Here is a 21,801-nt window from a genome sequence, read left to right as displayed (position 1 = left end):
TAATTTATACCCATGTTATTTCAATTACCAAACGACGACAAACTATACCAAGCGCTGTTAGATCGTGATTCAACTTACGATGGACACGCATATGTTGGTGTATCATCCACCGGGATTTTCTGCCGCCTGACTTGCCCGGCGCGAAAACCAAAGCGCGAAAACTGCACGTTCTACCCCGAGGTTGGCGGCGCAATTGAAGCAGGGTTTCGCCCTTGCAAGCGGTGTAAGCCGCTCGCGCCAGAAGCAAACGGCGACCCGATAATTCAAACCCTCACTAAAGCCCTGCTTGAGGAACCCGCAAGACGCTGGGGGGAACCAGACATCGTGCGCTTAGGGTTTGATCCATCAACCGTTAGACGCGCTTTCAAACGTCAATTTGGCATTACCTTTTTGGAAATGGCACGACTAAGCCGTATCCGTGACGGGTTTACCACGTTGGCTGATGGCGGCAAAGTAATCGACGCACAGTTGGACGCGGGTTATTCATCACCCAGCGCATTTCGAAGTGCCTTTGCTGGCTTGCTCGGGCTACCGCCGGGCAAACTGGCCAAGGATGCAATGTTGAAAGCCGATTGGATGGAAACCGAACTCGGGCCGATGATCGCAGTAAGCGATAAGGACAGTTTGCATCTGCTTGAATTTGCCGACCGCAAAGCGATCAAAACCGAACTCCGGAAACTCTTAAAGCTAGTCAAAGGCAATATCGGCATTGGGCGTTTTCCGCCAACAGACCAAGTTGAACAAGAGCTCACACGTTTCTTTCAGGGAAAGTCGGCTCAGTTTGATGTGCCGCTAACCATGCATGGATCAGATTTCACCAAAAATGTCTGGGACGCATTGCGTACCATCCCGGCGGGCGAAACGAAAAGCTATTCCCAGCTCGCAGCAGAAATCGGACGCCCAACAGCAACCCGTGCTGTCGCTCGTGCCAATGGCGCGAACCAAATCGCCATCCTCATTCCCTGTCATCGGGTGATCGGCGCTGACGGCTCACTAACAGGTTATGGCGGCGGGCTTTGGCGTAAACAGAAACTGATTGAGCTAGAGCGGCATTACGCTCAACAAAATGCCAGTTAAGCACCAGCAAAATTTCAATTTGTTGGCCGTGGTCGAGGCAGTTCGATCTGCGCGACAATTGGCACATATGAATAGGCCGGGCGAGGACGCGGCAGATCAACATTAACCAATTTGCCAAGCGTGCGAATACGCACCCGTTTTGGTGTGACACTGTCCCCGAGATAAGAAATCTCACCTTCCAGCCCAAATGGGAAAGCCGCTTTGCGCGCAGCGACATATTGATTGGCTTCTTTGCCGCAAATTTTTGGTCGCATATCCACCGGTGGCACGGCCAAATTGGCGACCCGTGTTACAGATTTTCCAGTACCCGGATAGCGGTTGGTAAAGCCACGTTCCAACAATAGTGCAGTCAGCTCACCCCGTTCACGGGCTGAAGATCCGCCCAAGACCACCGCCATCAATTTGCGGCCATTGCGTTCAGCGGTCGCTACAATGTTCAGACCAGACGAGCAGACATATCCCGTTTTCATGCCAGTGGTGCCGCGGAACTTGGTCAGCAGAATATTGAATGATGCGAGTTTGGACTTACCGAACTCCACCGTCCGTGTGTTGAAAATGCCGTCATATTGTGGATATCGGTTGCGGATCACAATCGACAGGATGGCAAGGTCGCGGGCGCTTGTGACTTGGTTGCCGTCATGCAAACCATTTGGGTTGACAAAGAAGCTATTGCTCATACCCAAGTTGCGCGCATGGGCATTCATCAGATTGATAAATTTCTGCTCATTGCCACCAACAGTTTCCGCAACCGCAATCGCAACATCATTCGCAGATTTTACGACAAGCAAATAAAGCGCATCTTCCAATGTAACAGCGGTGCCAACAGGGAAACCCATTTTACTTGGTGGCGCCTTCAATGCATTTTCAGACATGATAACCGGTGTATCAAGCGAGACTGAGCCTGCAGCGATGGCTTCAAACGCCACATAGGCTGTCATCAATTTCGTTAACGAAGCTGGGTGCCAGGTAATGCCCGCATCTTCTTCATACAGAACTTCACCACTTCGCATATCCACGAGCAATTGCGGCGTCGCCCAAACCGGCGCCAACCACATCAACCCAAATAGAAACACGAATGAAATGCGTGTCAAAAGACGCATGAAATATCCAGCTCACAAACAAAGACCACGCTCTTGTAGCCTTGGTTAGCGATTGTTTCAATTCACAGATGTGAAACCCACATCATTTATTCGTCAGTTGGGCTTAGTGCCATCGTGATGAGGTGAAATGGTGCGTCTTCATCTTGCTGCAGGCCAATTGTAAAATCATCCACAAGCGCATTAATGCGCTTAAACAGATCAGCGCGCTGCTCATCATTCAGACGTACAGTGAATTGAAGGGCAGCTATATTTCTATCCCCATCTGCAATCGTTGCCTTGCCATCTACCGTCGAACGGCGCAAGGTCCGGTCGGCTTGCCGAAAACTCGCACTTGCATTGTCCGCAATTGCGGCCAAATATTCGGGCGAGTTGTTTGTTGTATCGACTTGCAACAGATGCGCTACGGGCCGATAGAGCTGCTCCATTCTTGCGCCAGACCGTCGCTCGCCCGCATGTAGCACAAGGCCAACGTCCATTAGTTTCTCGATATGATGATAAAGCGAGTGGGGGGATTTGCCGATTGCATCCGCCACATCCTTGATGGAACCTTTGCCGATTTTCAACATCCCATGAAAGACAGCTCGACTGGCCGGCGCGCCAAGAACACGGAGTTGTTCTGGCGTCTTAAGCACAAAATTCTCAACGGGGCCTTGAATAGGGTCATCCTGCATATTAAATATATTTCACAAATTTTAATATAAGTGAAGAATCATGCAACATTTTCCCCAGCTTCTTCGGTCCTCTTTGCCAATATCAACGCTTATTCTCATGCTTGGATTAGTTATGACACAACCCGCCGCGAGCCAAACAAACGCTCATATTCAAACCTTGCTCGATGAACAATTACCCATCGTGCGCAAAAAAGCCGCTCAAATCGGTAATGGCGGAGTTGTGATGCATAAAGGAAAATCCATCGCAATATCCGCGTCTGGCTTGCGCAAAAAAGGCGGCGCAGAGCAAGTAGAGAGCACAGACAAGTGGCATATCGGCTCCATCACCAAATCAATTACTGCCACCATGATTGGCCGTCTGGTTGACCAAAACAGGCTTGATTTCGACGATAAGATCAATGAGTTATTGCCTGAATTTGCGGACCAAATTGACAATGCATGGCACGATGTAACTCTAATTGATCTGCTAAACCACACGTCCGGCGTTAAAGCGAATTTTGGCGTAAAGACTTCTATGAACCGAGAGTTTTCGGATGAAGCGCATCTAAGCGAAGCCCGTTTGAACGCGGTCCTTGACGTCTTGAAAAATCCACCAAAAGCAACGCCCCGCACCAAGTTTATTTATTCCAATATCGGTTACACGATTGCCGGCGCCATGGCGGCTCAAGTCATGAACGAGAGTTGGGAAAACTTGGTTCGCAAAGAAGTTTTCGAACCGCTCAAACTAACCAGCGCCGGATTTGGCCCACCCAAAGGGGCCAACCCGTGGGGCCATTCAACAAAATTCTTCCTGTTCACCAAAGCCGTGGACCCTGAGGAAAACGGATCAGATAACACGCCGATCATTGGCCCTGCGGGCACAGTTCACATGTCGCTTCAGGACTTGGCGACTTTTGCAAACGCGCACCTAGAAGCCAGCAAAGGCGATGTAAGTTTTCTGAGTGCTCAAACCGTCAAACGTTTGCATGAAGCATCAGAACTGACAAAAGAAACAGATCAATATGCGGCAGGTTGGATGCATGTACCATTGCAACCGCCACTAAAGGGCGAAGCCATGTTCCACAATGGATCAAACACCATGTGGTACGCGTTCTTAGCCTTTTCGCCCGACTATGATGCGGTTATTGCTTTTGCAACAAACTCAGGCACCATCATGCGATCCGAGATGAATTTTGGCGAACTCTCGAACAAGATTCTGAGCGAACTTGAGTAGACTTGATTTAAAACCTGAGTCAAAAAGGAGTGGGGAGTCAAAAGTCACCCACTCCCCAAAAAAATGGACTCTAATCGATGTTCAAATCGAGAGCTTCCTGAACCTTTTCCGCAATTAGTTTGTTATCCTCAACTTGGCGTGAAAAGAGAATATAGCCAATCTTCTCATCAATTAGTTGCTCCGAAAATGCCAGTTGATCACGTTCTTCTGCCGAAAATTCACGATTCAACAACTCAACACCTACAGCCTTACTAATCGGGTATAAGTCAATGCGACCAGCCAACAACTTGCGCAAATTTGATTGATCATTTGGCCCCATTTGCACATTGAGCGCCTTATCCTCGACCAATTTCCAAAATTCTTCTGTGTAGGTTAAACCAACGACACCGCCGATCTTTCGATCACTAAGGTCTTTTAATTCGACCCAAGTCGGAGAAGGTTCAGATTTCCGATAGGCAAACACGAGCTGCTCTCGCGACACGGGCCCAACATGATAAAAGTCCTGCCCGCGCGCTTCATCAAAATACCAAAATGACGTCGCCTGAAACTTGCCATTTCGCGTTACTTCTAACGCTCGTTTCCAAGGCATAAACTTGAACACGGCCTTGTATCCCAGTTCACCAAGGACTTCACTTAGAGCATTGTTGACCAAACCCTTATCTTCTCTTTTTTCTTGGCTATAAGGAGGCCATTCGCCCGTCGCAATCGAAACTTCTTCACTCGACGCGAACGAACTGGTCGATGCAAATCCGAACATTGAGATTGATAATAAAATTACAAACCTGATCATTTTGTTTCACCTCAACTTTGCGGCAAATCGATTTATGAGTAAGCGCGAGGGTTACGCGCTAGGCCGCATTCCTTTTTAACTCTTTCATATATTTGGTAAAAATTCGGCTCGACATCGGGCGGGCATAATGGAACCCTTGGTGAAACGAACAGCCAATGGAGATAAGCAGCTCGGCATGTCGCTCGGTTTCAACGCCCTCGCATAGCACCTCAATGCCCAAACTATTGCCGATTTCAATAATACTTCGGACCACATCGCACGCTGGCCCCTTTTCAACGATTGGCATAACAAGTTCGCGAGCAATTTTTAAGCGGGTGGGTGCAATGTTCATTAATCCCACGATTGAAGTATACCCAGTCCCAAAATCATCGACTTCGATGCCAATGCCAAGTTCCTTTAATTTGTCGATTTGAAATAGCAATGTTTCATCTGCTGCATCCAGGAAAGTGGTTTCCAAAAGTTCAAATGAGATTTTGGTGTTTTTAAGTTCACCGATCGCATCAGCGCAACGCTCAAAATCACCCCCAAACAATTGTGCCGAGGAAACGTTCACAGAAAGATGTGGCACCTTATGACCTCCATTTTCCCATTTCTTCAATTGCTTCAAGGCTTTCTCAAAAATAATCTGATCAATCTCTTGAACAAGATTTAATTCCTCTGCCAACGGAATAAAATCTGCTGGCGAAACAATTTGCCCATCTTCTCGTTTCCAACGCGCAAGCGCCTCAACACCAATCAGTTGCCCGTTGGCACCGTCAATTTGTGGCTGATAAAATGGTTCAAAGTCACCACTCCCAATTGCTGCGAGAAGCTTGTCAGACTGCGCTTTCTTCTCATCAAGAGCGTGCTTCAACTCGTTGGTAGAAACCACACAGCGATTGCGGCCTCCGCGCTTTGCAGCATACATCGCTTCATCTGCGGCCATGTACAGTGACTCCAAATCGTCCAACTCAGTAGGTGATTGACATGCAACGCCAACGCTTACTGTAACGAAGGTCGCAACATTTGATTGTTCATGGGGAACTGACAAAAGCCGCACAGCCTCAACAAGTTTTTCTCCAAATTGCGCCGCTTCTTCCAGGCCCGTTGACAAGAGAACCACGAATTCCTCACCGCCATATCTGGCAAGCAATCCACCAATCTCCGAAACTTGTTTTTCAAGGCATTGGCCAACCTCAACGATGCAGTCATCACCTGCGCCATGACCATAAAAGTCGTTATAGCCTTTAAAGAAATCAATATCGATCATCAACAAAGACAGAGACTGGCCCTCTTTAATCGCCTTGCCAATCTTTCGCTTCGCCTTACTGTCGAAATAGCCGCGATTTTTCAGCCCAGTCAGAGAATCTTTAGCGGCCAAATCGACTAGGCGTTCATTGACTTGCTGAAGCTTGGAAGTTTGTTCGTTGACAATTTTTTCCAATTGTTCGCTCTTATTGGCCAGCACACTACTGGTCTCAAAGGCCTGATCTCTTGCAGCAGAGATTTCATAGATCGTATTCTCGGCCTCGCGAGATAGCTCCGATATCCGGCCACCTAATACACCCAATTCGGTATTGTGAAGCAGGGAAGGTGGATGTGGCGCATCAATAATGCCGCCGCCTGGTCGCCAAGTTGAAACGACATCTGCAAGAGCGATAATGTAACGAGCAAGGCCTGAGAAAACAAAGAACGCCAACAGCAGCCCGAGCAAAAAGTTTTTGACGCAAGCAACGAAGAAATAGACGAATAGTCGGTTGACGATTGCAGGGGGAACAATGGACTTGTCTACGTAGACCACAATGGAACCGATCGCTTCATTGCCTGCATCAAGTTCCGGTGGCGCGAGAAGCGTGCGCTCCAACACAACGATATCGGCCTGCGTTAAAACACCAAGTTTGGGCAAAGTCGGTGCAACCTCTCGACTTTTATCCACCATTGGTACATCGCTATCATTTGCCAAGATCACAACGCGCTTAATCGCACGTTGTGTAAATAACCCAACCGCAACTTGCGCCGCACCCTCATTGTAATAATTGTAAACAGCTGTCGCAGCCGAATTGGACACACTGTCCACAAACTGCTCTGAACTCGATACGACTGCTTGTTTTTCTTGTTGAAGGTCTAAATATAGTTGGATGAGGCCGGCAAATATGCCCAGAAACAAAGTTGCCAACAATGTCGTGCGCATTAAAACGCCGCTTAGCTGGCGGATACTTTGCCTTTTTGTCGAAGATCTATTTAAGCGAGTAGTACGCGAACCGCTTTTGTCTTTCGCCACCTTATTATGATCCTAAAAAATAACTAATGATTAAGGATTATACATCCAATTGTTACACAATTCTTTAACGTCAAAAAATGAGTAAGAATTCCCGCTCTTCCAATGGACAAATTGCTCCAAGGGACGAGTCGTTATCCAATTTCTGGTGGACATGACCACAGCACAGTAATCCAACGCACATTTGCAAGACGCAATGAACAACAAGTGCGATACAAAATGTCTGGAGAGATATTTTGATGAGGGTGGGGCGAGTCCCACACCTCAATAATTTAAGGAACTGAAACCGGTTTAGAACTCGGCCCATTCTTCTTGAACTGCAGCGTTCCCTTGTGCGGGGAATGACTTAACAGCACTTGCGACTTTGCTTTGTTGTGCTTTAACGCTCGTTGCTGGTGCAACCGCTGTCGCGCCGTCTGCAATGCGGAAGACATCAACAATCTTATCAAGGTCGCTCGCTTGAATTTCGGTTTGCTCAATGGCCGCATTGGTTTCTTCAACCAAGGCCGCATTGTGCTGGGTCATCTCGTCCATTTGACGCACTGCTGTGCCGACCTCTTCAATCGCCGATGCTTGCTCGCGTGAAGCTACCGCAATGTCAGACATCAAAGTCGCATTCTCTTGCACAGTAGATTGCATCTCACCAAGTTTCTCTGACGCGCCCGAAACAAGCTTTGTGCCTTCAGACACTTCGCCAGCACTTTGCTCGATCAACACTTTAACTTCAGACGAGGCCTGGGCTGCGGACTGGGCAAGGCGGCGAACTTCAACCGCCACCACCGCAAATCCCTTACCAGCCTCACCGGCACGGGCAGCTTCAACAGAAGCGTTAAGCGCCAGCAAGTTCGTCTGAAAAGCAATGTCGTCAATCATGCCAATAATATTGGAAATCTTCGAGGATGAACTTGTAATCCGCTCCATTGCATCGGTGGCTTGCGTCATCGCATCTCCGCCCTCCGCTGCAAGTTTAGAAGCCAAAGAAGTTTTTTCAGTAGCAGATTGCGCCTTCTTAGCGTTCTCCGTCACCGTATCGCTCAATTGCTCCATAGCAGCAGAGGTTTCTTCAATTGTGGCGGCTTGCCGGGTAGTCCGTTCAGATAGATCGTTCGCCCCTTCAAGAATTTCCCCAGTTGCAGACTTGAGCCCACCAGAAGTTTCGCGCAGACGGCCAACAATTTCTGTAAGTCGATCAGCAACAGCGTTCGTATCGTCTTTTAACTTCAAGAAAGCACCTTGATAGTCACCCGACACACGCAAGGTTAAGTCGGTTTTTGCCAACGCTGCCAATACGTCGCCGGTTTCATTAAAGCCACGATCTACGGTTTCGACCAGTGTATTCACACTGTTCGCCAATGCATTAAGCTCATCGTCTGGGAAGTCGGCCTCAACCCTTGGGTTAAAGTCCCCGGCAATTGCGGCATCAACAACAGCACCAAATGATCTTTGCAGATCCTGCATCATGGCAGATCGGTCTAAGGCACGTTGCTCAGAAGCTTGACGTTCTTCCTCAGTCATCGCCGAGATCTTCATGCCGTTTTCGCGGAAAACTTCAATGGCCCGAGCCATCTCGCCGATGTCGTCCTGTCGATTCTCATAATCGATTTCAACATCATAATTGCCCTTGGCCATTTGGCTCATATTGCCAGTCATGCGTTGCATAGGACGCGCGACCAGTTTTTGGAAAACCGCAAAGATCACCAAAACCGTTAGGGCTGTCGCAATAATGGTCGCTATGAGGCTGGTCCAGCGAGAGCTGGCCAGTTCCGCATAGGCAAGCGATTGATCAAGCGATGTGCCCACATACCACTTCACTTCAGGCATATCGGGAATTGGCGCAAAGCTTAGCAAACGATCAACGCCAGCTTCACTTACCGGTTGAATTTGTGAGGAAAGTGAAGGGGTTTCCCCGTCAAAAGCTTCGCTCAAAGATTTTCCAACCAAATCTTGGTTTTGGTGAACAAGTATTGTGCCCTCATCACTGACAAGGAACATATAACCGCCCTCAAGTTTGATATCCGCTAACATTTGCACAAGAGCGTCGATTGAAAAGTCACCGCCCACTACACCAAGTATTTTGTTGCCCTTCATAACTGGCGACGCGATCGTAACAATAAGATCATCGCTTGACGCGTCCGGATAAGGGTTTGTGATTGTTGTGGCTTTCTTGCTTACAACATCTTGATACCATGGCCGCTTACGCGGGTCATACCCTTCCGGCAACTCAAGTTTAGGCACGGTGTGGAAACTTCCATCCGCTTCAGAACCGAAATAGGTTGCTCCAAAATTGCTGGTGTAAACTTCGTGTTGATAGTGGCTGGTGATCTCACCACCTTCGGGCATCGCTGCAACGCTTTGAGCGGCATTTTCAATCAAAAGTTGCCGTCCAGCAAACCAATTGCCGACGCCTTGCGCCATGCTACCACCAACATTTATAGCGTTATCAGCGATGGTTTTGTCCATCGCGGCACTGCGTTCCCGGTCATTATAGACAGAGAAAGCGACAAACATGATGACGACTACTGCAACTGTTACCAAAAGAACCTTGGTTGCCAAACTTAGTTTAAGATTGAACGGCGGTTTTTGTTCGGCCACGTCCATGAGGATTTTCCATTTCGATTCGAGAATTCAACAATTAACAACATGCATAATTATGGTTAATAATCCCTCAAAAGGAGGTGGTCTGCATAGGCATCACAATTCTCGCACAGGCGACATCACCAAGTGCATTTCAGCTTTCGCTGGTCTTGAATGGAAAATCAAAGAGAAGAAGCAAGGACGGCAAAAAACATTCTGTTTTATCAGAAGGTTAAATGAGCTTGCCGAGAATTTTTGATATTTGGTGCGGGTGGAGGGAATCGAACCCCCACTCCCGAAGGAACGGGATTTTGAATCCCGCGCGTCTACCAGTTCCGCCACACCCGCACTAAGGTGATGGGGGCGGAATATACTCAAAAACACACCCGCGTCAATCACTGATTGACACGAAAACCAAACTGATTACATCTGTGAGCCAAAAGGACAGCTTGTCCTAAATAATTTTTGAGGATTAAGCCGTTGATCAGACGCCTATATGACTGGGTTTTAGCACTGGGTGCATCCAAACATGCACCAAAGGCACTGGGTGCAATTTCATTTGCAGAAAGTTCATTCTTTCCCATACCACCGGACATTATGCTTATTCCGATGGTGTTGGCGAAACGTGCTGGCGCGTGGCGATATGCACTAATCTGCACCATCACCTCCGTCCTGGGCGGTATATTGGGCTATTATATAGGCGCAGCCTTGTTGGAAACGCTTGCCCGTCCAATTTTAGAATTTTATGGATATTGGCACAAATTTGAAGACTTTCAATTGGCCTTTAATGAATGGGGCTTGTTGATCGTCTTCGTGTTTGGGCTAACCCCATTCCCCTATAAAGTGATCACAATCGCTTCGGGCGCAACCGGTCTTAATCTGCCCATATTTATCCTCTCCTCTATTGTTGCACGCGGGTTGCGGTTCTTCATCGTTGCTGCGCTTTTATATTTCTTTGGCCCACCCATTAAGGACTTCATCGAGAAACGTTTGGGACTGATGTTCTTTATTGGGTGCACGCTGTTAGTAGGTGGGTTTGTTGCGGTGAAATACCTTATCTAGCCACGTCAATTATTGGGGACTGTTTGTGACCAGCTCAAATGCAAAAAATATAACTATAGGTGCCACAATTTTGGCAACGGCAACAATCGTTGGTGCATATGGCTTTCAGTATATTGGCGGCTATATTCCGTGTGACCTGTGCTACGAGCAACGTAATCCCTACTATATCGCCATCCCGCTTTTATTGATCGGTCTCTTTTTGTGGGACCGGCTGGGCAGTAATGCGCGCACAATCGTGCTCGGCATTGTTGCGATCATATTTGCCTACGGCACCTGGATGGCAGCTTACCATTCTGGAGTTGAATGGGGTTGGTGGCCCGGCCCTGATACATGTACCGGCGTTGGTGCAGGTATCGCCGATTTTGCAGATTTGCAGAAGATCAACGACACAGTCGTGATCCCTTGCGATCAGGCACAGGTGCGGTTCTTTGGCCTTAGCTTTGCGGGATACAATGCAATTGTCTCGACAATCCTAACCGCTGCAACGCTCTATGCCGGACACATAAATTTCCACGCCAAAAAAGACGCCTAGTTCAAAGCTGAATTTCAGATTTGAGTCGAAAATGGTTCGGTTCGAGGACAGGAAATTCAAAGCCCAGAGCGTGGTTATGATGCGCTCATTTGAGGCGAAAATGGCAGACTTTGAGAACTGGAGCGCAGCGTACTCTTATGTACGTGAGCACCGGAAGCGCAAAAGGCTGACATTTGCAGCCCAAATGAGAGCATCAGGGCGCGCTCTAGGGTTCGAGTTCGATATCCCAATATAGATAATCCATCCAACTCTCATGCAAATGGTTGGGCGGAAACTTTCTCCCATTGGCCTGCAGATCATATGCTGTGGGCTGATAGGGCGTTTGGCTGGGCCACATGCCAATATCACGCGGCATTTTATTGGCTTTACGTAAATTGCAAGGCGAACAGGCCGTGACCACATTCTGCCATGTGGTACGTCCACCACGTGAGCGGGGGATCAGATGGTCAAAGGTGAGATCGTGCTTTGAGCCACAATATTGGCATTCAAATCGGTCCCGAAGGAACAGATTAAACCGCGTAAAGGCAGGATTTCCGGCGGGTTTGATGTAGGACTTCAGAGAGACAACGCTCGGCAGCCTCATTTCAAAACTTGGGCTCTTAATCACGCGGTCATATTCAGAGACAATATTGACCCGATCAAGACACACGGCTTTGATCGCGTCCTGCCAGGACCACAATGATAAAGGATAATAGCTCAACGGCCTAAAATCAGCGTTTAGAACAAGCGCCGGCAGAGCTTCGGGTGACACATGGATTGTCACACCTTCCTCCTTTGGTGAGAATCACTCCACTAATATTCACGCTCATCATTGTGGCCTAAGATGTCAGCCATGTGAAGGCCGGTTAACTTTTCATTTACTCTTCGATCTTGATTTGATCTTCAGGTTTAAACACGTGATTTAAAAAACCTGTGGCAAATTCGAGCCCATCCATGGCAATGGAATGGCCGGTTTTTTGGCTCACTTTCAGCGACACATTGACGTAAAACTGCTCCAGCGCTTCTTTGGCTTCCAAACTACCCTGCACCGGCACCACTTCATCATCTTCACCATGGATCAAACAAACAGGCGGCGTGCTTTCCATCTCGTCGCCAATGCCTTCTGGATCAACCAGCTTGCCTGAAAATGCCAAGATGCCCGCAAGTGGTTCTTCAAACCGCAAACCGACATGCAGCGCCATCATCGCCCCTTGGGAAAATCCGGCAAGCACTACGTCGCTTAGTTTCAACCCTGCGTCTGCTGTGCGTTGCAAAACATATTCGCGGATTTGCGGATAGGCTTGTTCTGCCCCCGCTTCGTAGTCGGTGTCGCCCCGCTCCAAATCCAAATGAAACCATTCAAATCCGAACGGATTAACCGAACAAGGTTCAGGTGCGTTGGGGGCCAAAAATTCTACGTCTGGAAATCCTTGTGCCCAGAAATCACCCAACCCAATTAGGTCTTTGCCGTCCGAGCCATAACCATGCAGCAAAATCACAAGCTTGTTTGGTGGATTGCCGTTTGCGGGTTCAAGTTTTGGGCCAAACAATTCGCTCATATCAATATGCCTTCTTTATTCTTCATCACAGCATAATAGCGCCACATAAGACGCGCTGCTGCACCCCTATAGGGAGACCACTTCTGGGTCAATTTCATCGTATCGCTAATGCTGGGTGTATCATCAAGCTCGAGATGATGCGCAACAATTTTTCGCAAGGCCAAGTCTCCGGCAGGGAAAATATCCTCGTGCCCCACACAGAAGGACAAATAAATCTCTGCCGTCCAAGGGCCTATGCCCTTTATGCTGGTCAATGTGCGCATGGCTTCGTTTAACGGCAATGTTTCGATCAAATCATATCTTAGCGTTTGCCCTATTTCAGCGTTGGCGATGGCGCGAATGGTTTGAAATTTTGCATTGGAAAGACCAACACCAGCCATCCCCTCTTCACCCAATGAAAGATAGCGCTTGGCGCTCACTTCGCCTAAAGCCGCGCAATACCGCTCCCAAATGGCTTTTGCCGACTGCACCGAAAGCAGCTGACCAATAACAATCCGCGATAGACCTTCAAAGCCGCCCGCCTCTGCCCGCAATGGCACCGGGTGACATCGCTCAATCACATTGATCAGGGTTGGATCAAGTGCGCCAAGCGCCGTTAGATGGGTCGCCAATGTCTGCTCATCGCGCAAACGATCTTTTACGGGAGTGGATTTCATATTTGTCTTTCACGACTGAACGTGCCAACTAGAGCAATTATGAACAACATTGATCAACCCATATTTCGCTTCGCCCCCAGCCCAAATGGGCAATTGCATCTCGGCCACGCCTTTTCCGCCCTTTTGACCCAACAAGTCGCCCAAGCCAATGATGGAAAGATTTTGTTGCGGATTGAGGACATCGATACCATTCGATGTACTGAAGAAGGCACCACCCAAATGTTGGACGATTTGGATTGGGTTGGTTTTTCCTGGGACGAAGAACCGCGCAAACAGTCAGAGCATTTTGCTGATTATGAAGCGGCACTGGAAAAACTGAAAAACGACGACCTGCTATACCCGTGCTTTTGCTCGCGCAATCAGATCAAATCCAATGCAACGGGTGAAAAAGACCCGGACGGAGCGCCACTTTATCCGGGCACTTGCAAACATATGAGCCCATATGATCGGGAAAAACGCATGCAAGACGCGAAGGCATTTGCTTGGCGTCTTGATATGGATAAAGCAATAGCAAAGGTTGGCGATCTAACTTGGCAAGAACTCAGTGAAGATTTCGCTGAAATGGAGACCATAAAGGCCGATCCTGCTGCTTGGGGAGATGTGATTATTGCCCGTAAGTTCACCCCAACATCTTATCACCTAAGTGTTGTGGTTGATGACGCCGACCAAAACATCACCCATGTCACGCGCGGCAAAGACCTTTATTTTGCCACTGCTGTGCACCGCGTTTTGCAGAGCTTGCTTGAACTGCCAGAACCGAAATATTTGCATCATGGCTTAATCCTTGATGATGAAGGCAAAAAGCTTTCCAAATCAAAGAAAGCCCTCAGCCTTGCCGCATTGAGAAAAAGAGGCTGGACACCAGAACAAATCCGCGCCCAGCTGGAAATTGAAGACGATCTAGACGAAGTCGAAGACCAACCTCAGGACTAACCGACCGCAACGGCCCTGTTGCTATGGCTTATGGCCTCAAGCTCAGACGCCGGCAGCAAACTCAATGTCGTTTCTGCCACTGCCCGCTCGAACGGCGTGCCAAACCCTTCGCCCAAGATGGCGTCCAACTTTGGATCGACCAACTCTTGTGGCGAATTCCATAGGTAGCGCATTTTAACAACTTCACGCATCACCGGCTGGAATAGGCCCAATACTGAAAGCAGCCACCAAGGGACGCTGACCAACTTATAGGGCTGGGACACTGCCCGCTGTATGGCATCGGCCATCTCATTGCCGGTGATGAAGTTGCCGTGGAAGTGAAAGTTTTCAAAGGTTTCAAGCGTGTCGCGCTTTGCCGCCACGGCCTCAAACGCCCGCCCCAAATCCGGCAAATAGGCCCATGAGTGTTTGGTTTCCCCATCACATGGCAATGTGATTTGGCGTTTCTTGAAGTTCATGCCGAAACCAAGGTCAAACCAACTACCCTCAGCGCCAGGTCCGTAAAAATCGCCTGCCCGCATCATGAAGGCTTTGAAATTGTGCTTTTGTGCCCCGGCTTTAAGAGCATCCTCTAACCGTTTGCGGATTTCACCCTTGGCATTATGCGGCACCTGAGCGCCCTGAGGCTTCATTTGCGCAACGTCGGCGGCAAAATTATAAACATTGGCTGAAAAGATCAGCGTTTTGCCGCTGCCCTTCATCGCCTCGATCACCACGTCATTCATGCGCTCAGCATCTTCTTCCCACTGATCATACGGTAGGTTGAGAGCGTGAACGACCACATCAGCATCCTGAATAGCGGCCTTTACGTCCGACTGCTTGAACGCATCGCCTTGATGAAATTCAAATCCATCAAAAGCTGTTTTGTTGGATCGACCAAATCCAATCACGTTCCAACCTTGATCGATAAAAGCCTTGGCTGCGAATTGTCCGATACGTCCATTAATGCCCAAAATTGTTACTGTGTCAGTCATTTATCTGCTCCGATTTGTTGTTTGAATTTCTTGACTGACACCAACATATATATTCATAATCAAATTAAAATTGCCCAAAACTGCAGTTGGAATATACAAAAATGAATAGATCATCATCTGCTGGCGAACCGGATTGGTTCTTATGGCGTTCCTTCCTCGCGGTTATGGATGAAGGATCACTGTCTGGCGCCGCCCGCAATTTGGGTGCGTCGCAGCCCACCATTGGGCGACATATAGAAGAGTTGGAAAATTGCTTGGATGCGGTTCTATTTGACCGAACCGGGAGAGGCCTAAAACCGACCCCCGTCGCGCATCAACTGGTCGAGCCCGTGCGGCGGGCGAAAGCGTCGCTCGCTGAAGCGCAATTGGCGGTGACCGGCGCCACACAAGTTCTGGACGGTACCGTTCGCATCACAGCTTCTGAGATTATCTCACATCAAATTCTGCCGGCAATATTGCAAAAAGCACGGACCAAATTTCCAATGATTGAATTGGAAATCGTGCCATCTGACGCGGTAGAGAACTTATTGCTGCGAGAGGCGGATATCGCTGTGCGTATGTTTAGGCCGGGCCAACTTGATATTGTTGCCAAAAAAGTTGGTGACGTGATTTTACATGCTTTCGCCCATCAATCCTATTTAAAGAAGCATGGCACCCCCGAGCGGCCCGAAGACCTTTATGATCACGAAATAATCGGCCTTGATCGGCAAGACGATATTGTGCGTGTGTCCAAAGCGCTTGGCTTTCCGCTTGATCGGGAGAATTTTGCACTGCGTACGGACAGTCAGACGCTTATTTGGGAATTGGTCAATCAAGGATTAGGCATTAGTTTTGCGCAGCTCAATTTGATCGAAAAAACGCCCGGGCTCGTGCCCATCGTGCCAGACCTCAAAATCCCGCCAATGGAAATGTGGCTGGTTGCCCACCGCGAGGTGCATAAAGCAAATCGCATCCGCGTCATTTATGACCTGTTGGCGGACGAGCTGAACGCATATACTCGCAGTAACTAACGAAAAACGAGTCGAAACATGCAACCGATCAACATTCTGATTTTCATTGCGCTTGGCGCGGTCACGCTTATTCTATTTGCCGGCCTATTCAACATGTTCCGCGGCGGATCACCCAATCTAAGCCAAAAACTCATGCGTGCGCGGGTCATCGCTCAATTCATCGCCATTATCTTATTGATGGTCGCTGCATTCTTTTTTGCGCCACGCTAAGGGAACAAAATGGTCAAGCTCAATAAGATTTACACCCGCACGGGCGATGATGGGTCCACTGGCCTTGTTTCCGGCCCTCGCCGGTCAAAAGCAGATATTCGAGTTGAAGCATATGGGAGCGTGGATGAAGCCAATTCATCCATCGGCATGGTGCGTCTACACACGAATGAACATCAACAAATCGACGATGTCCTCGCCCGTATTCAAAACGATCTCTTTGACGTTGGATCAGACTTCGCGACACCGGGTCCTGACGAAGAATTATCCTATGAGCCACTCCGGGCCGTGCAAAGCCAAGTGGATTGGCTTGAACAGCAAATTGATGAGTTCAACGAGCAATTGAAGCCATTAAAAAGCTTTACACTACCGGGCGGTAGTGCCGCATCCGCCCATCTTCACCTCGCCCGCACCATTGTGCGCCGCGCGGAACGCGTGGGCGTTGCGCTAAAAGACATGGAAGCGGACACCAATCCCATGGCAGTTAAATATCTCAATCGATTGTCAGATTTGCTGTTTGTCCTGTCGCGCGTGACAAATGACAATGGAAATGGCGACGTTTTGTGGGTGCCCGGGCAATTTCGGTAGTGTTGGCGGCATAAGCGAACACAGGAAGAGCATTGCATTACCAGCATATGACAAGCTCAAAATGCGGCAGAACAAGAAATGCTCACATTGGGCACCAGTTGGCGGGGATGCCGGGAAAGACCGGCAGGTCGACGGAGGCGCGTAAAATGCACGGGGGTGCCGGGCCAGCCCGCGCGGCGTAAACGCCAAAAAATGCAGAGCAACACGACCAACTGCGGCCCATAAAAGCACCAACTTCCATACTGCTTGGCATTGGCCCTGCAAAATGCCAACATACTTTCATCAGCCGCCCATTCAGCGACCCGGAGTTCCTATTGTTTATTCCCCTATATGATCAGAACCCCAAGGTCTATGTTGAACGCCCGTGGGTCAATCAAGCCCTTATCGTCATCAATATCATCTTCTTTGCCATTCAATATGTGTTGCCCACGGCTGGCGAGGAGTTCGTTCTTGTCACGATGGCGGTTGTGCCGGGTTGGCTGAGCGACCCGCTGATTGATCAGGTGCCAAACCTTCCCGATCAAACAACATTGGTCACCTACGCTTTTTTGCATGCGGATTGGATGCATGTGCTGTCCAACATGCTGTTTTTGTGGGTTTTTGGCGACAATATCGAAGATGCGTTGGGCCATGTGCGCTATCTAATTTTCTATCTCGCGTGCGCCGCTGCCGGTGGTCTTGCACACATGCTCGCTGACCCAACAAGCACAGCGCCACTTGTCGGCGCTTCCGGCGCGGTTGCGGGCGTTATCGGGGCATATATTATTCTTTTCCCAAAAGTCAGAGTTTACGTGTTGGCGCGGATTATCATCCCGCTACCCTTGCCGATCCCCGCTCTTTGGGTGCTTGGATTATGGGTCGCTATGCAATTTTTCTTTGTGCTGTTCCCGGATGGCGGATCTACGGCTTGGTGGGCACATGTTGGCGGGTTGGTGGCCGGTGCGACACTGGTGTTCTTCCTGAAAAGAAGTTCTGTATCTCTATTTGGCCGCTAGCTCATTCGCAGATCAACTCAACAATGAATTGACGCCAAATTTAGCCAGCGTCGCAAAATCCAAATTGCCCGAATGGGCCATCCACAACAGGTTGGTGCCTTCAAGCAAAGCGACAATCTCGCTGGCCTTTTGCTGGGCTTCGACCTGGCCGAACCCATCGTCTAAAAGTAGATGGGCAATGGCGGTTTGATATTGATTGTAAAATTCCAATACTACCTTGCGAGCATGTTCATCTCGACCAGCTAAAGCCAGAAACTCAAATCCCACTGTTTGAAAATGAGCTCCAGAACTCATTGCCGCACTCACCAAGTCAATCCATTTGCTTAAACGGTCGGCTGCATTTTCACCCAATGGAATTAGCTTTAGCGCTTCCAAATTGGCTTCAAAGAACTGCTGTAACAACGCCAAAACCAGCGCGTCTTTACTTTTAAAATAGAGATAAACTGCCGCTTTCGACAATCCAGCCTCTGCTGCCACCGCATCCATATTGGCGCCCTGCACACCATCCCGGGCAAAAATCTTTGCCGCAGCATTCAAAATTTGCGGGATGCGTTCGGCACTTCTATCTGGACGCGGCAATGGATTTCCTTTTAGCAGGCTGTCGAACAAATTGGACATGCTCAACACCATGCGACATTGAGCGACTAACCTCTTCATAACCTAGCTTGTTGAAAATCAAAAGATTTTCAGTTCGCGTTGTTTCAAGCCAAATTGGCTCTTCAACGGCAATAATATTGTGCAGATGGTCGAACATTGACCGACCAACGCCTTTTCCGCGCGCTTTTTCATCAACCGCAACAAATTCAACGATCTGTGCAGGGGCTGCCGGGAAGGACTGCGCCCGCTCGTGATCATGCGTGACCGTTCTAATAATTGATCGAACGCCTCCAGCGCGGAAAATACCAAATGACCAAACCAATTGATCCCAATTGCTAGGCCTAAACTCGGTATGCCCACCAACAAGGACACCCAGCAATTGCCCATCTTCAAACGCACCCAACAATGTTTGATGATTTTTTTGCCAAACCTGCAACGTCACGTAGAACCAGTTTTCAAGCGTCTTTGCCATCTCCGCATCTGTCCGGGGTGTAAATAGGCTTGTCATGCCTTGATCAACTTTAAACATTCTTGCAAGAAGTTTAGAGGCGGCATGAAATTCTTCAGCCGCCAATTCTCGTACATCCACCACGTCTAATTTCCGTCCTTTGGTTGGAACGGTGCCTCTTTTAACGCATGCCCCAATATCAATTTCAACATCAATGCGGCGACGAACCAATTTAGCCCAGCAATATCCAAAACTGGCAATTGGGCCGCCAAAATCGCCAACATGACACAGGCAATCGCAACTGGGCGTTGCAGATAAAGAGGGGAGTACAATACCAACACCGCGCTGCCCAAAACGACCACAGCCAGTATTACACCATAGATTATGGGGTCTGACGAAAACAGATATGCCGTCAAAGCAATATGCACAAGATGAGCCGAGATAAACCGCAAGTGTAACGCACGGCCATGTCCCGGGCGGTGATACCAGCGCTTTGCCGCCGAAGTTGCGTTTGTGACAATCCCTCCGCCAATATCAAGTGCGAGCACCACAACAAATAACCATTGCCAAATGTTAGCGTCTGTTCCCCGCGCCAACCAAAATACCACCAAAATTCCGACACTGATTAGGCCGCCAAACACAAATTGAACCAATTCTTCTGCGCCCGTGGCACCCGGTCCAACAAACCTGTCTAAACTGCCTTTGATGCCCGTGCGCGGCTCGGGTGGGTTCCAATTTACCCACATACCGCCCGTTTCAACGCCACCAACATTGGCTCGTGCTGCTCTGTCGCCTTTACGCTCTGGCCTTATCTCATTTTCCATCTTGCCACCTCATTCATAATAAATAACTTACCAGTCAGTTATTTAAATACTATTTGAGAAATTGCAAGTCCATCAGGGTGATAACTGAACCAACATCACGTTTGGGATTTAGCGCGCAATTACAATTCTAAGCGATTGGTTTACCCAAAATTAACGCAAACAGAGCGATAGTTGGACAACTGAAAAGCTAGAAAGGCGCTTCAGATGGATATGTCACTCGTGACACAATCACTTGCAATGCAATCGGCTCAAAACCAACAGAGCGCCGAATTGGCGATGGTTAAAGCCTCCAATGACATGCAAAAGCAAATGATTAACATGTTGGACCAGAGCCTTGCGACCGCGAAAGCAACGCCTGCACCCGGCACCGGCACCATCGTCGATAAGTCTGCCTAATCACTCTTTTCAAATCACTATTTGTTGCCTAAAGATGGAACATACCAATTCCAGTCCAATAGGCATGTCATGTCAAAATCCGCAAAAGAACAAATGCTCGCCGGTGAACCATTTCTAGCTGGCGATCCAGACCTTGTGGCGCACGCAAACCGCACGCGCAATATCGTCAAACAATTCAATGAAGCCGAATATGACGATCCAAATCGCATGGAATTATTGCGCGGCATTTTGGGTAAGGCGTCAGAGCAATTCTGGGTCGAATCGCCCTTTTATGTTGAATATGGCGAGATGGTTGAAATTGGAGAACGTTGCTTCATCAATCGCAACTGCACCATTATGGACAACCATTTCATCAAAATCGGCAATGAAGTCCTCATCGCCCCAAATGTGCAAATTCTAACCGCAGGCCACCCGGTAAGATCCGACGAGCGATGTGTTTATCCCTATCCGGACGCGCCTGACACCATGAATTTCGTCAACAAGGCAGCTCCAATTACCATTGGCGACAATTGCTGGATCGGCGCTGGCGCAATCATTTTGCCCGGCGTCACCATCGGCGCGCGCACCACCATTGGCGCAGGTGCCGTTGTCACTAAAGACATTCCTGCCGATTGCGTCGCGGGCGGAAACCCGGCCAGAGTGATCAAAAAACTTTAGCTCTTTGAAGCCTGCGCCAAAGCTGCATCAATCAGCATGTATGCGTCTTCGCCATTCCATTCAGCAGGTCCGGCAAGAACGCCCCATTCGTGTCCATCCGGACCAAGCAACAATGTTGCAGGAAGACCAAGCGCGACGCCACGTTTCTTGAGCGTTTCAAAAGCCTCAAAGCTGGGGTCAGCATGTAGGGGCAAGTTTTTCAGGCCAACTTCATCCATAAAGGCCTTAGCTTTTTGGATACCATCGTCCCCGACGTCCAAATTGATGGTTGCTACTTGAAAGCCTTGATCCGCATATTTGGCCGCCAAGGCATCAAGCGCTGGCATTTCAGCACGGCATGGCGCGCACCATGTTGCCCAGAAATTGACGAGCGTAACTTTGCCGGCAAAATGGTCAAACCCGACCTTTTCGCCCCCATCTGAAACAAAGCTAATTTCAGGATAGGCGCTGCCATTTGCTGTGGCTCGAAATGCAGCCAAATCTCCCTGCGCCGCACTATCAATTACGGCTTCAATGGCCGGGTTGGCTTCAAAAGAGCCCTGCGCAACAGAACTGTTTTGCCCGCCCCCGCCATTGCTAACCCAAACAGCGGTCGCTATACCTACCGCCACAACCATCAATGCACCCATTGTCCACTTGTTAGTGGCGGGGTTTTTGGGTTCATTGTGCGGATCTTGAGACATCATTTCTCCTTAAGAGAGG

24 protein-coding genes and 1 tRNA gene are annotated in these 21,801 nt (G+C 49.0%); 11 read left to right on the top strand and 14 right to left on the bottom strand.

Annotation, left to right across the window (positions count from 1 at the left end):
• The first annotated feature begins 12 nt into the window (after positions 1 to 12).
• Complete coding sequence (locus AC2D8L_RS13125; protein ID WP_484685935.1) at positions 13 to 1,077, top strand: bifunctional transcriptional activator/DNA repair enzyme AdaA; 1,065 nt, start codon at positions 13 to 15, stop codon at positions 1,075 to 1,077.
• Positions 1,078 to 1,091: 14 nt separating this feature from the next.
• Here the strand turns inward: AC2D8L_RS13125 and AC2D8L_RS13120 are convergent, their stop codons facing one another.
• Together AC2D8L_RS13120 and AC2D8L_RS13115 are read right to left on the bottom strand one after the other, a co-directional pair.
• Entirely contained in the window at positions 1,092 to 2,177 is a 1,086-nt protein-coding gene (locus AC2D8L_RS13120) for a D-alanyl-D-alanine carboxypeptidase family protein (RefSeq protein WP_484685934.1), read from the bottom strand.
• A gap of 86 nt (positions 2,178 to 2,263) precedes the next feature.
• Positions 2,264 to 2,848 (bottom strand): winged helix-turn-helix domain-containing protein, encoded by a 585-nt coding sequence (locus tag AC2D8L_RS13115; protein ID WP_484685933.1) that lies wholly within the window; start codon positions 2,846 to 2,848, stop codon positions 2,264 to 2,266.
• Between the two features lie 40 nt (positions 2,849 to 2,888).
• On the opposite strand from AC2D8L_RS13115, the gene AC2D8L_RS13110 reads away from it, so the two are divergent.
• A complete protein-coding gene (locus tag AC2D8L_RS13110) occupies positions 2,889 to 4,061 on the top strand; it encodes a serine hydrolase domain-containing protein (protein ID WP_484685932.1) in 1,173 nt (390 codons plus the stop codon).
• Positions 4,062 to 4,131: 70 nt separating this feature from the next.
• On the opposite strand, the gene AC2D8L_RS13105 is transcribed toward AC2D8L_RS13110, so the two are convergent.
• The 4 genes from AC2D8L_RS13105 to AC2D8L_RS13090 all read right to left on the bottom strand — a co-directional run bounded on the left by AC2D8L_RS13105 (position 4,132) and on the right by AC2D8L_RS13090 (position 10,030).
• Complete coding sequence (locus AC2D8L_RS13105; protein ID WP_484685931.1) at positions 4,132 to 4,851, bottom strand: substrate-binding periplasmic protein; 720 nt, start codon at positions 4,849 to 4,851, stop codon at positions 4,132 to 4,134.
• Between the two features lie 58 nt (positions 4,852 to 4,909).
• Positions 4,910 to 7,021 carry a putative bifunctional diguanylate cyclase/phosphodiesterase gene (locus AC2D8L_RS13100; protein WP_484685930.1) on the bottom strand — a complete coding sequence of 704 codons (2,112 nt, stop codon included), beginning with the start codon at positions 7,019 to 7,021 and terminating at the stop codon, positions 4,910 to 4,912.
• A gap of 378 nt (positions 7,022 to 7,399) precedes the next feature.
• On the bottom strand, positions 7,400 to 9,706 hold the full coding sequence (locus tag AC2D8L_RS13095; protein ID WP_484685929.1) for a methyl-accepting chemotaxis protein: 2,307 nt from the start codon (positions 9,704 to 9,706) through the stop codon (positions 7,400 to 7,402).
• A gap of 239 nt (positions 9,707 to 9,945) precedes the next feature.
• A tRNA-Leu gene (locus AC2D8L_RS13090) sits at positions 9,946 to 10,030 on the bottom strand.
• 132 nt (positions 10,031 to 10,162) lie between these two features.
• Between AC2D8L_RS13090 and AC2D8L_RS13085 the strand changes: the two genes are divergently transcribed.
• Together AC2D8L_RS13085 and AC2D8L_RS13080 are read left to right on the top strand one after the other, a co-directional pair.
• Positions 10,163 to 10,744 (top strand): YqaA family protein, encoded by a 582-nt coding sequence (locus AC2D8L_RS13085; RefSeq protein ID WP_484685928.1) that lies wholly within the window; start codon positions 10,163 to 10,165, stop codon positions 10,742 to 10,744.
• A 70-nt stretch (positions 10,745 to 10,814) separates the two neighbouring features.
• Positions 10,815 to 11,276 carry a disulfide bond formation protein B gene (locus AC2D8L_RS13080; RefSeq protein WP_484685927.1) on the top strand — a complete coding sequence of 154 codons (462 nt, stop codon included), beginning with the start codon at positions 10,815 to 10,817 and terminating at the stop codon, positions 11,274 to 11,276.
• A gap of 205 nt (positions 11,277 to 11,481) precedes the next feature.
• Here the strand turns inward: AC2D8L_RS13080 and AC2D8L_RS13075 are convergent, their stop codons facing one another.
• The 3 genes from AC2D8L_RS13075 to AC2D8L_RS13065 all read right to left on the bottom strand — a co-directional run bounded on the left by AC2D8L_RS13075 (position 11,482) and on the right by AC2D8L_RS13065 (position 13,470).
• Positions 11,482 to 12,039 (bottom strand): HNH endonuclease, encoded by a 558-nt coding sequence (locus AC2D8L_RS13075; protein ID WP_484685926.1) that lies wholly within the window; start codon positions 12,037 to 12,039, stop codon positions 11,482 to 11,484.
• A gap of 94 nt (positions 12,040 to 12,133) precedes the next feature.
• A complete protein-coding gene (locus AC2D8L_RS13070; protein ID WP_484685925.1) occupies positions 12,134 to 12,814 on the bottom strand; it encodes an alpha/beta hydrolase in 681 nt (226 codons plus the stop codon).
• Positions 12,811 to 13,470, bottom strand: a complete 660-nt coding sequence (locus AC2D8L_RS13065; protein ID WP_484685924.1) for a DNA-3-methyladenine glycosylase family protein — start codon at positions 13,468 to 13,470, stop codon at positions 12,811 to 12,813. The genes AC2D8L_RS13070 and AC2D8L_RS13065 overlap by 4 nt, the downstream gene beginning before the upstream one ends.
• A gap of 39 nt (positions 13,471 to 13,509) precedes the next feature.
• Between AC2D8L_RS13065 and gluQRS the strand changes: the two genes are divergently transcribed.
• Positions 13,510 to 14,403, top strand: coding sequence for a tRNA glutamyl-Q(34) synthetase GluQRS (gene gluQRS, locus AC2D8L_RS13060; RefSeq protein WP_484685923.1), 894 nt, complete (start codon positions 13,510 to 13,512; stop codon positions 14,401 to 14,403).
• Here gluQRS and AC2D8L_RS13055 read toward each other — a convergent pair.
• Positions 14,400 to 15,377, bottom strand: coding sequence for an NAD-dependent epimerase/dehydratase family protein (locus AC2D8L_RS13055; RefSeq protein ID WP_484685922.1), 978 nt, complete (start codon positions 15,375 to 15,377; stop codon positions 14,400 to 14,402). The genes gluQRS and AC2D8L_RS13055 overlap by 4 nt on opposite strands.
• Positions 15,378 to 15,478: 101 nt before the next feature.
• On the opposite strand from AC2D8L_RS13055, the gene AC2D8L_RS13050 reads away from it, so the two are divergent.
• From AC2D8L_RS13050 to AC2D8L_RS13035, 4 genes are all read left to right on the top strand, one after another.
• Positions 15,479 to 16,387 carry a LysR family transcriptional regulator gene (locus tag AC2D8L_RS13050; protein WP_484685921.1) on the top strand — a complete coding sequence of 303 codons (909 nt, stop codon included), beginning with the start codon at positions 15,479 to 15,481 and terminating at the stop codon, positions 16,385 to 16,387.
• Between the two features lie 18 nt (positions 16,388 to 16,405).
• Positions 16,406 to 16,597 (top strand): twin transmembrane helix small protein, encoded by a 192-nt coding sequence (locus AC2D8L_RS13045; protein WP_484685920.1) that lies wholly within the window; start codon positions 16,406 to 16,408, stop codon positions 16,595 to 16,597.
• A 9-nt stretch (positions 16,598 to 16,606) separates the two neighbouring features.
• A complete protein-coding gene (locus tag AC2D8L_RS13040; protein ID WP_484685919.1) occupies positions 16,607 to 17,182 on the top strand; it encodes a cob(I)yrinic acid a,c-diamide adenosyltransferase in 576 nt (191 codons plus the stop codon).
• A 314-nt stretch (positions 17,183 to 17,496) separates the two neighbouring features.
• On the top strand, positions 17,497 to 18,177 hold the full coding sequence (locus AC2D8L_RS13035) for a rhomboid family intramembrane serine protease (RefSeq protein WP_484685918.1): 681 nt from the start codon (positions 17,497 to 17,499) through the stop codon (positions 18,175 to 18,177).
• A 12-nt stretch (positions 18,178 to 18,189) separates the two neighbouring features.
• Here AC2D8L_RS13035 and AC2D8L_RS13030 read toward each other — a convergent pair whose 3' ends face one another.
• From AC2D8L_RS13030 to AC2D8L_RS13020, 3 genes are read right to left on the bottom strand one after another with little or no spacing between them, the layout of a single operon-like run.
• Positions 18,190 to 18,795, bottom strand: coding sequence for a TetR/AcrR family transcriptional regulator (locus tag AC2D8L_RS13030; protein ID WP_484685917.1), 606 nt, complete (start codon positions 18,793 to 18,795; stop codon positions 18,190 to 18,192).
• Positions 18,740 to 19,366: an N-acetyltransferase gene (locus AC2D8L_RS13025; protein WP_484685916.1), complete on the bottom strand. Its 627-nt coding sequence runs from the start codon at positions 19,364 to 19,366 to the stop codon at positions 18,740 to 18,742. The genes AC2D8L_RS13030 and AC2D8L_RS13025 overlap by 56 nt, the downstream gene beginning before the upstream one ends.
• Positions 19,367 to 19,368: 2 nt before the next feature.
• Complete coding sequence (locus tag AC2D8L_RS13020; protein WP_484685915.1) at positions 19,369 to 20,046, bottom strand: hypothetical protein; 678 nt, start codon at positions 20,044 to 20,046, stop codon at positions 19,369 to 19,371.
• A 204-nt stretch (positions 20,047 to 20,250) separates the two neighbouring features.
• On the opposite strand from AC2D8L_RS13020, the gene AC2D8L_RS13015 reads away from it, so the two are divergent.
• Together AC2D8L_RS13015 and AC2D8L_RS13010 are read left to right on the top strand one after the other, a co-directional pair.
• Complete coding sequence (locus tag AC2D8L_RS13015) at positions 20,251 to 20,442, top strand: hypothetical protein (RefSeq protein WP_484685914.1); 192 nt, start codon at positions 20,251 to 20,253, stop codon at positions 20,440 to 20,442.
• 69 nt (positions 20,443 to 20,511) lie between these two features.
• Positions 20,512 to 21,099, top strand: coding sequence for a sugar O-acetyltransferase (locus AC2D8L_RS13010; RefSeq protein ID WP_484685913.1), 588 nt, complete (start codon positions 20,512 to 20,514; stop codon positions 21,097 to 21,099).
• Here the strand turns inward: AC2D8L_RS13010 and AC2D8L_RS13005 are convergent.
• Positions 21,096 to 21,782, bottom strand: a complete 687-nt coding sequence (locus AC2D8L_RS13005) for a TlpA family protein disulfide reductase (protein ID WP_484685912.1) — start codon at positions 21,780 to 21,782, stop codon at positions 21,096 to 21,098. The genes AC2D8L_RS13010 and AC2D8L_RS13005 overlap by 4 nt on opposite strands.
• Between the last annotated feature and the right edge of the window lie 19 nt (positions 21,783 to 21,801).

The organism is Maritalea sp. YIW29, assembly GCF_057219265.1.
The sequence above is the reverse complement of the archived record's forward strand: the minus strand, read 5'-3'. Positions and strand labels throughout refer to the sequence as shown.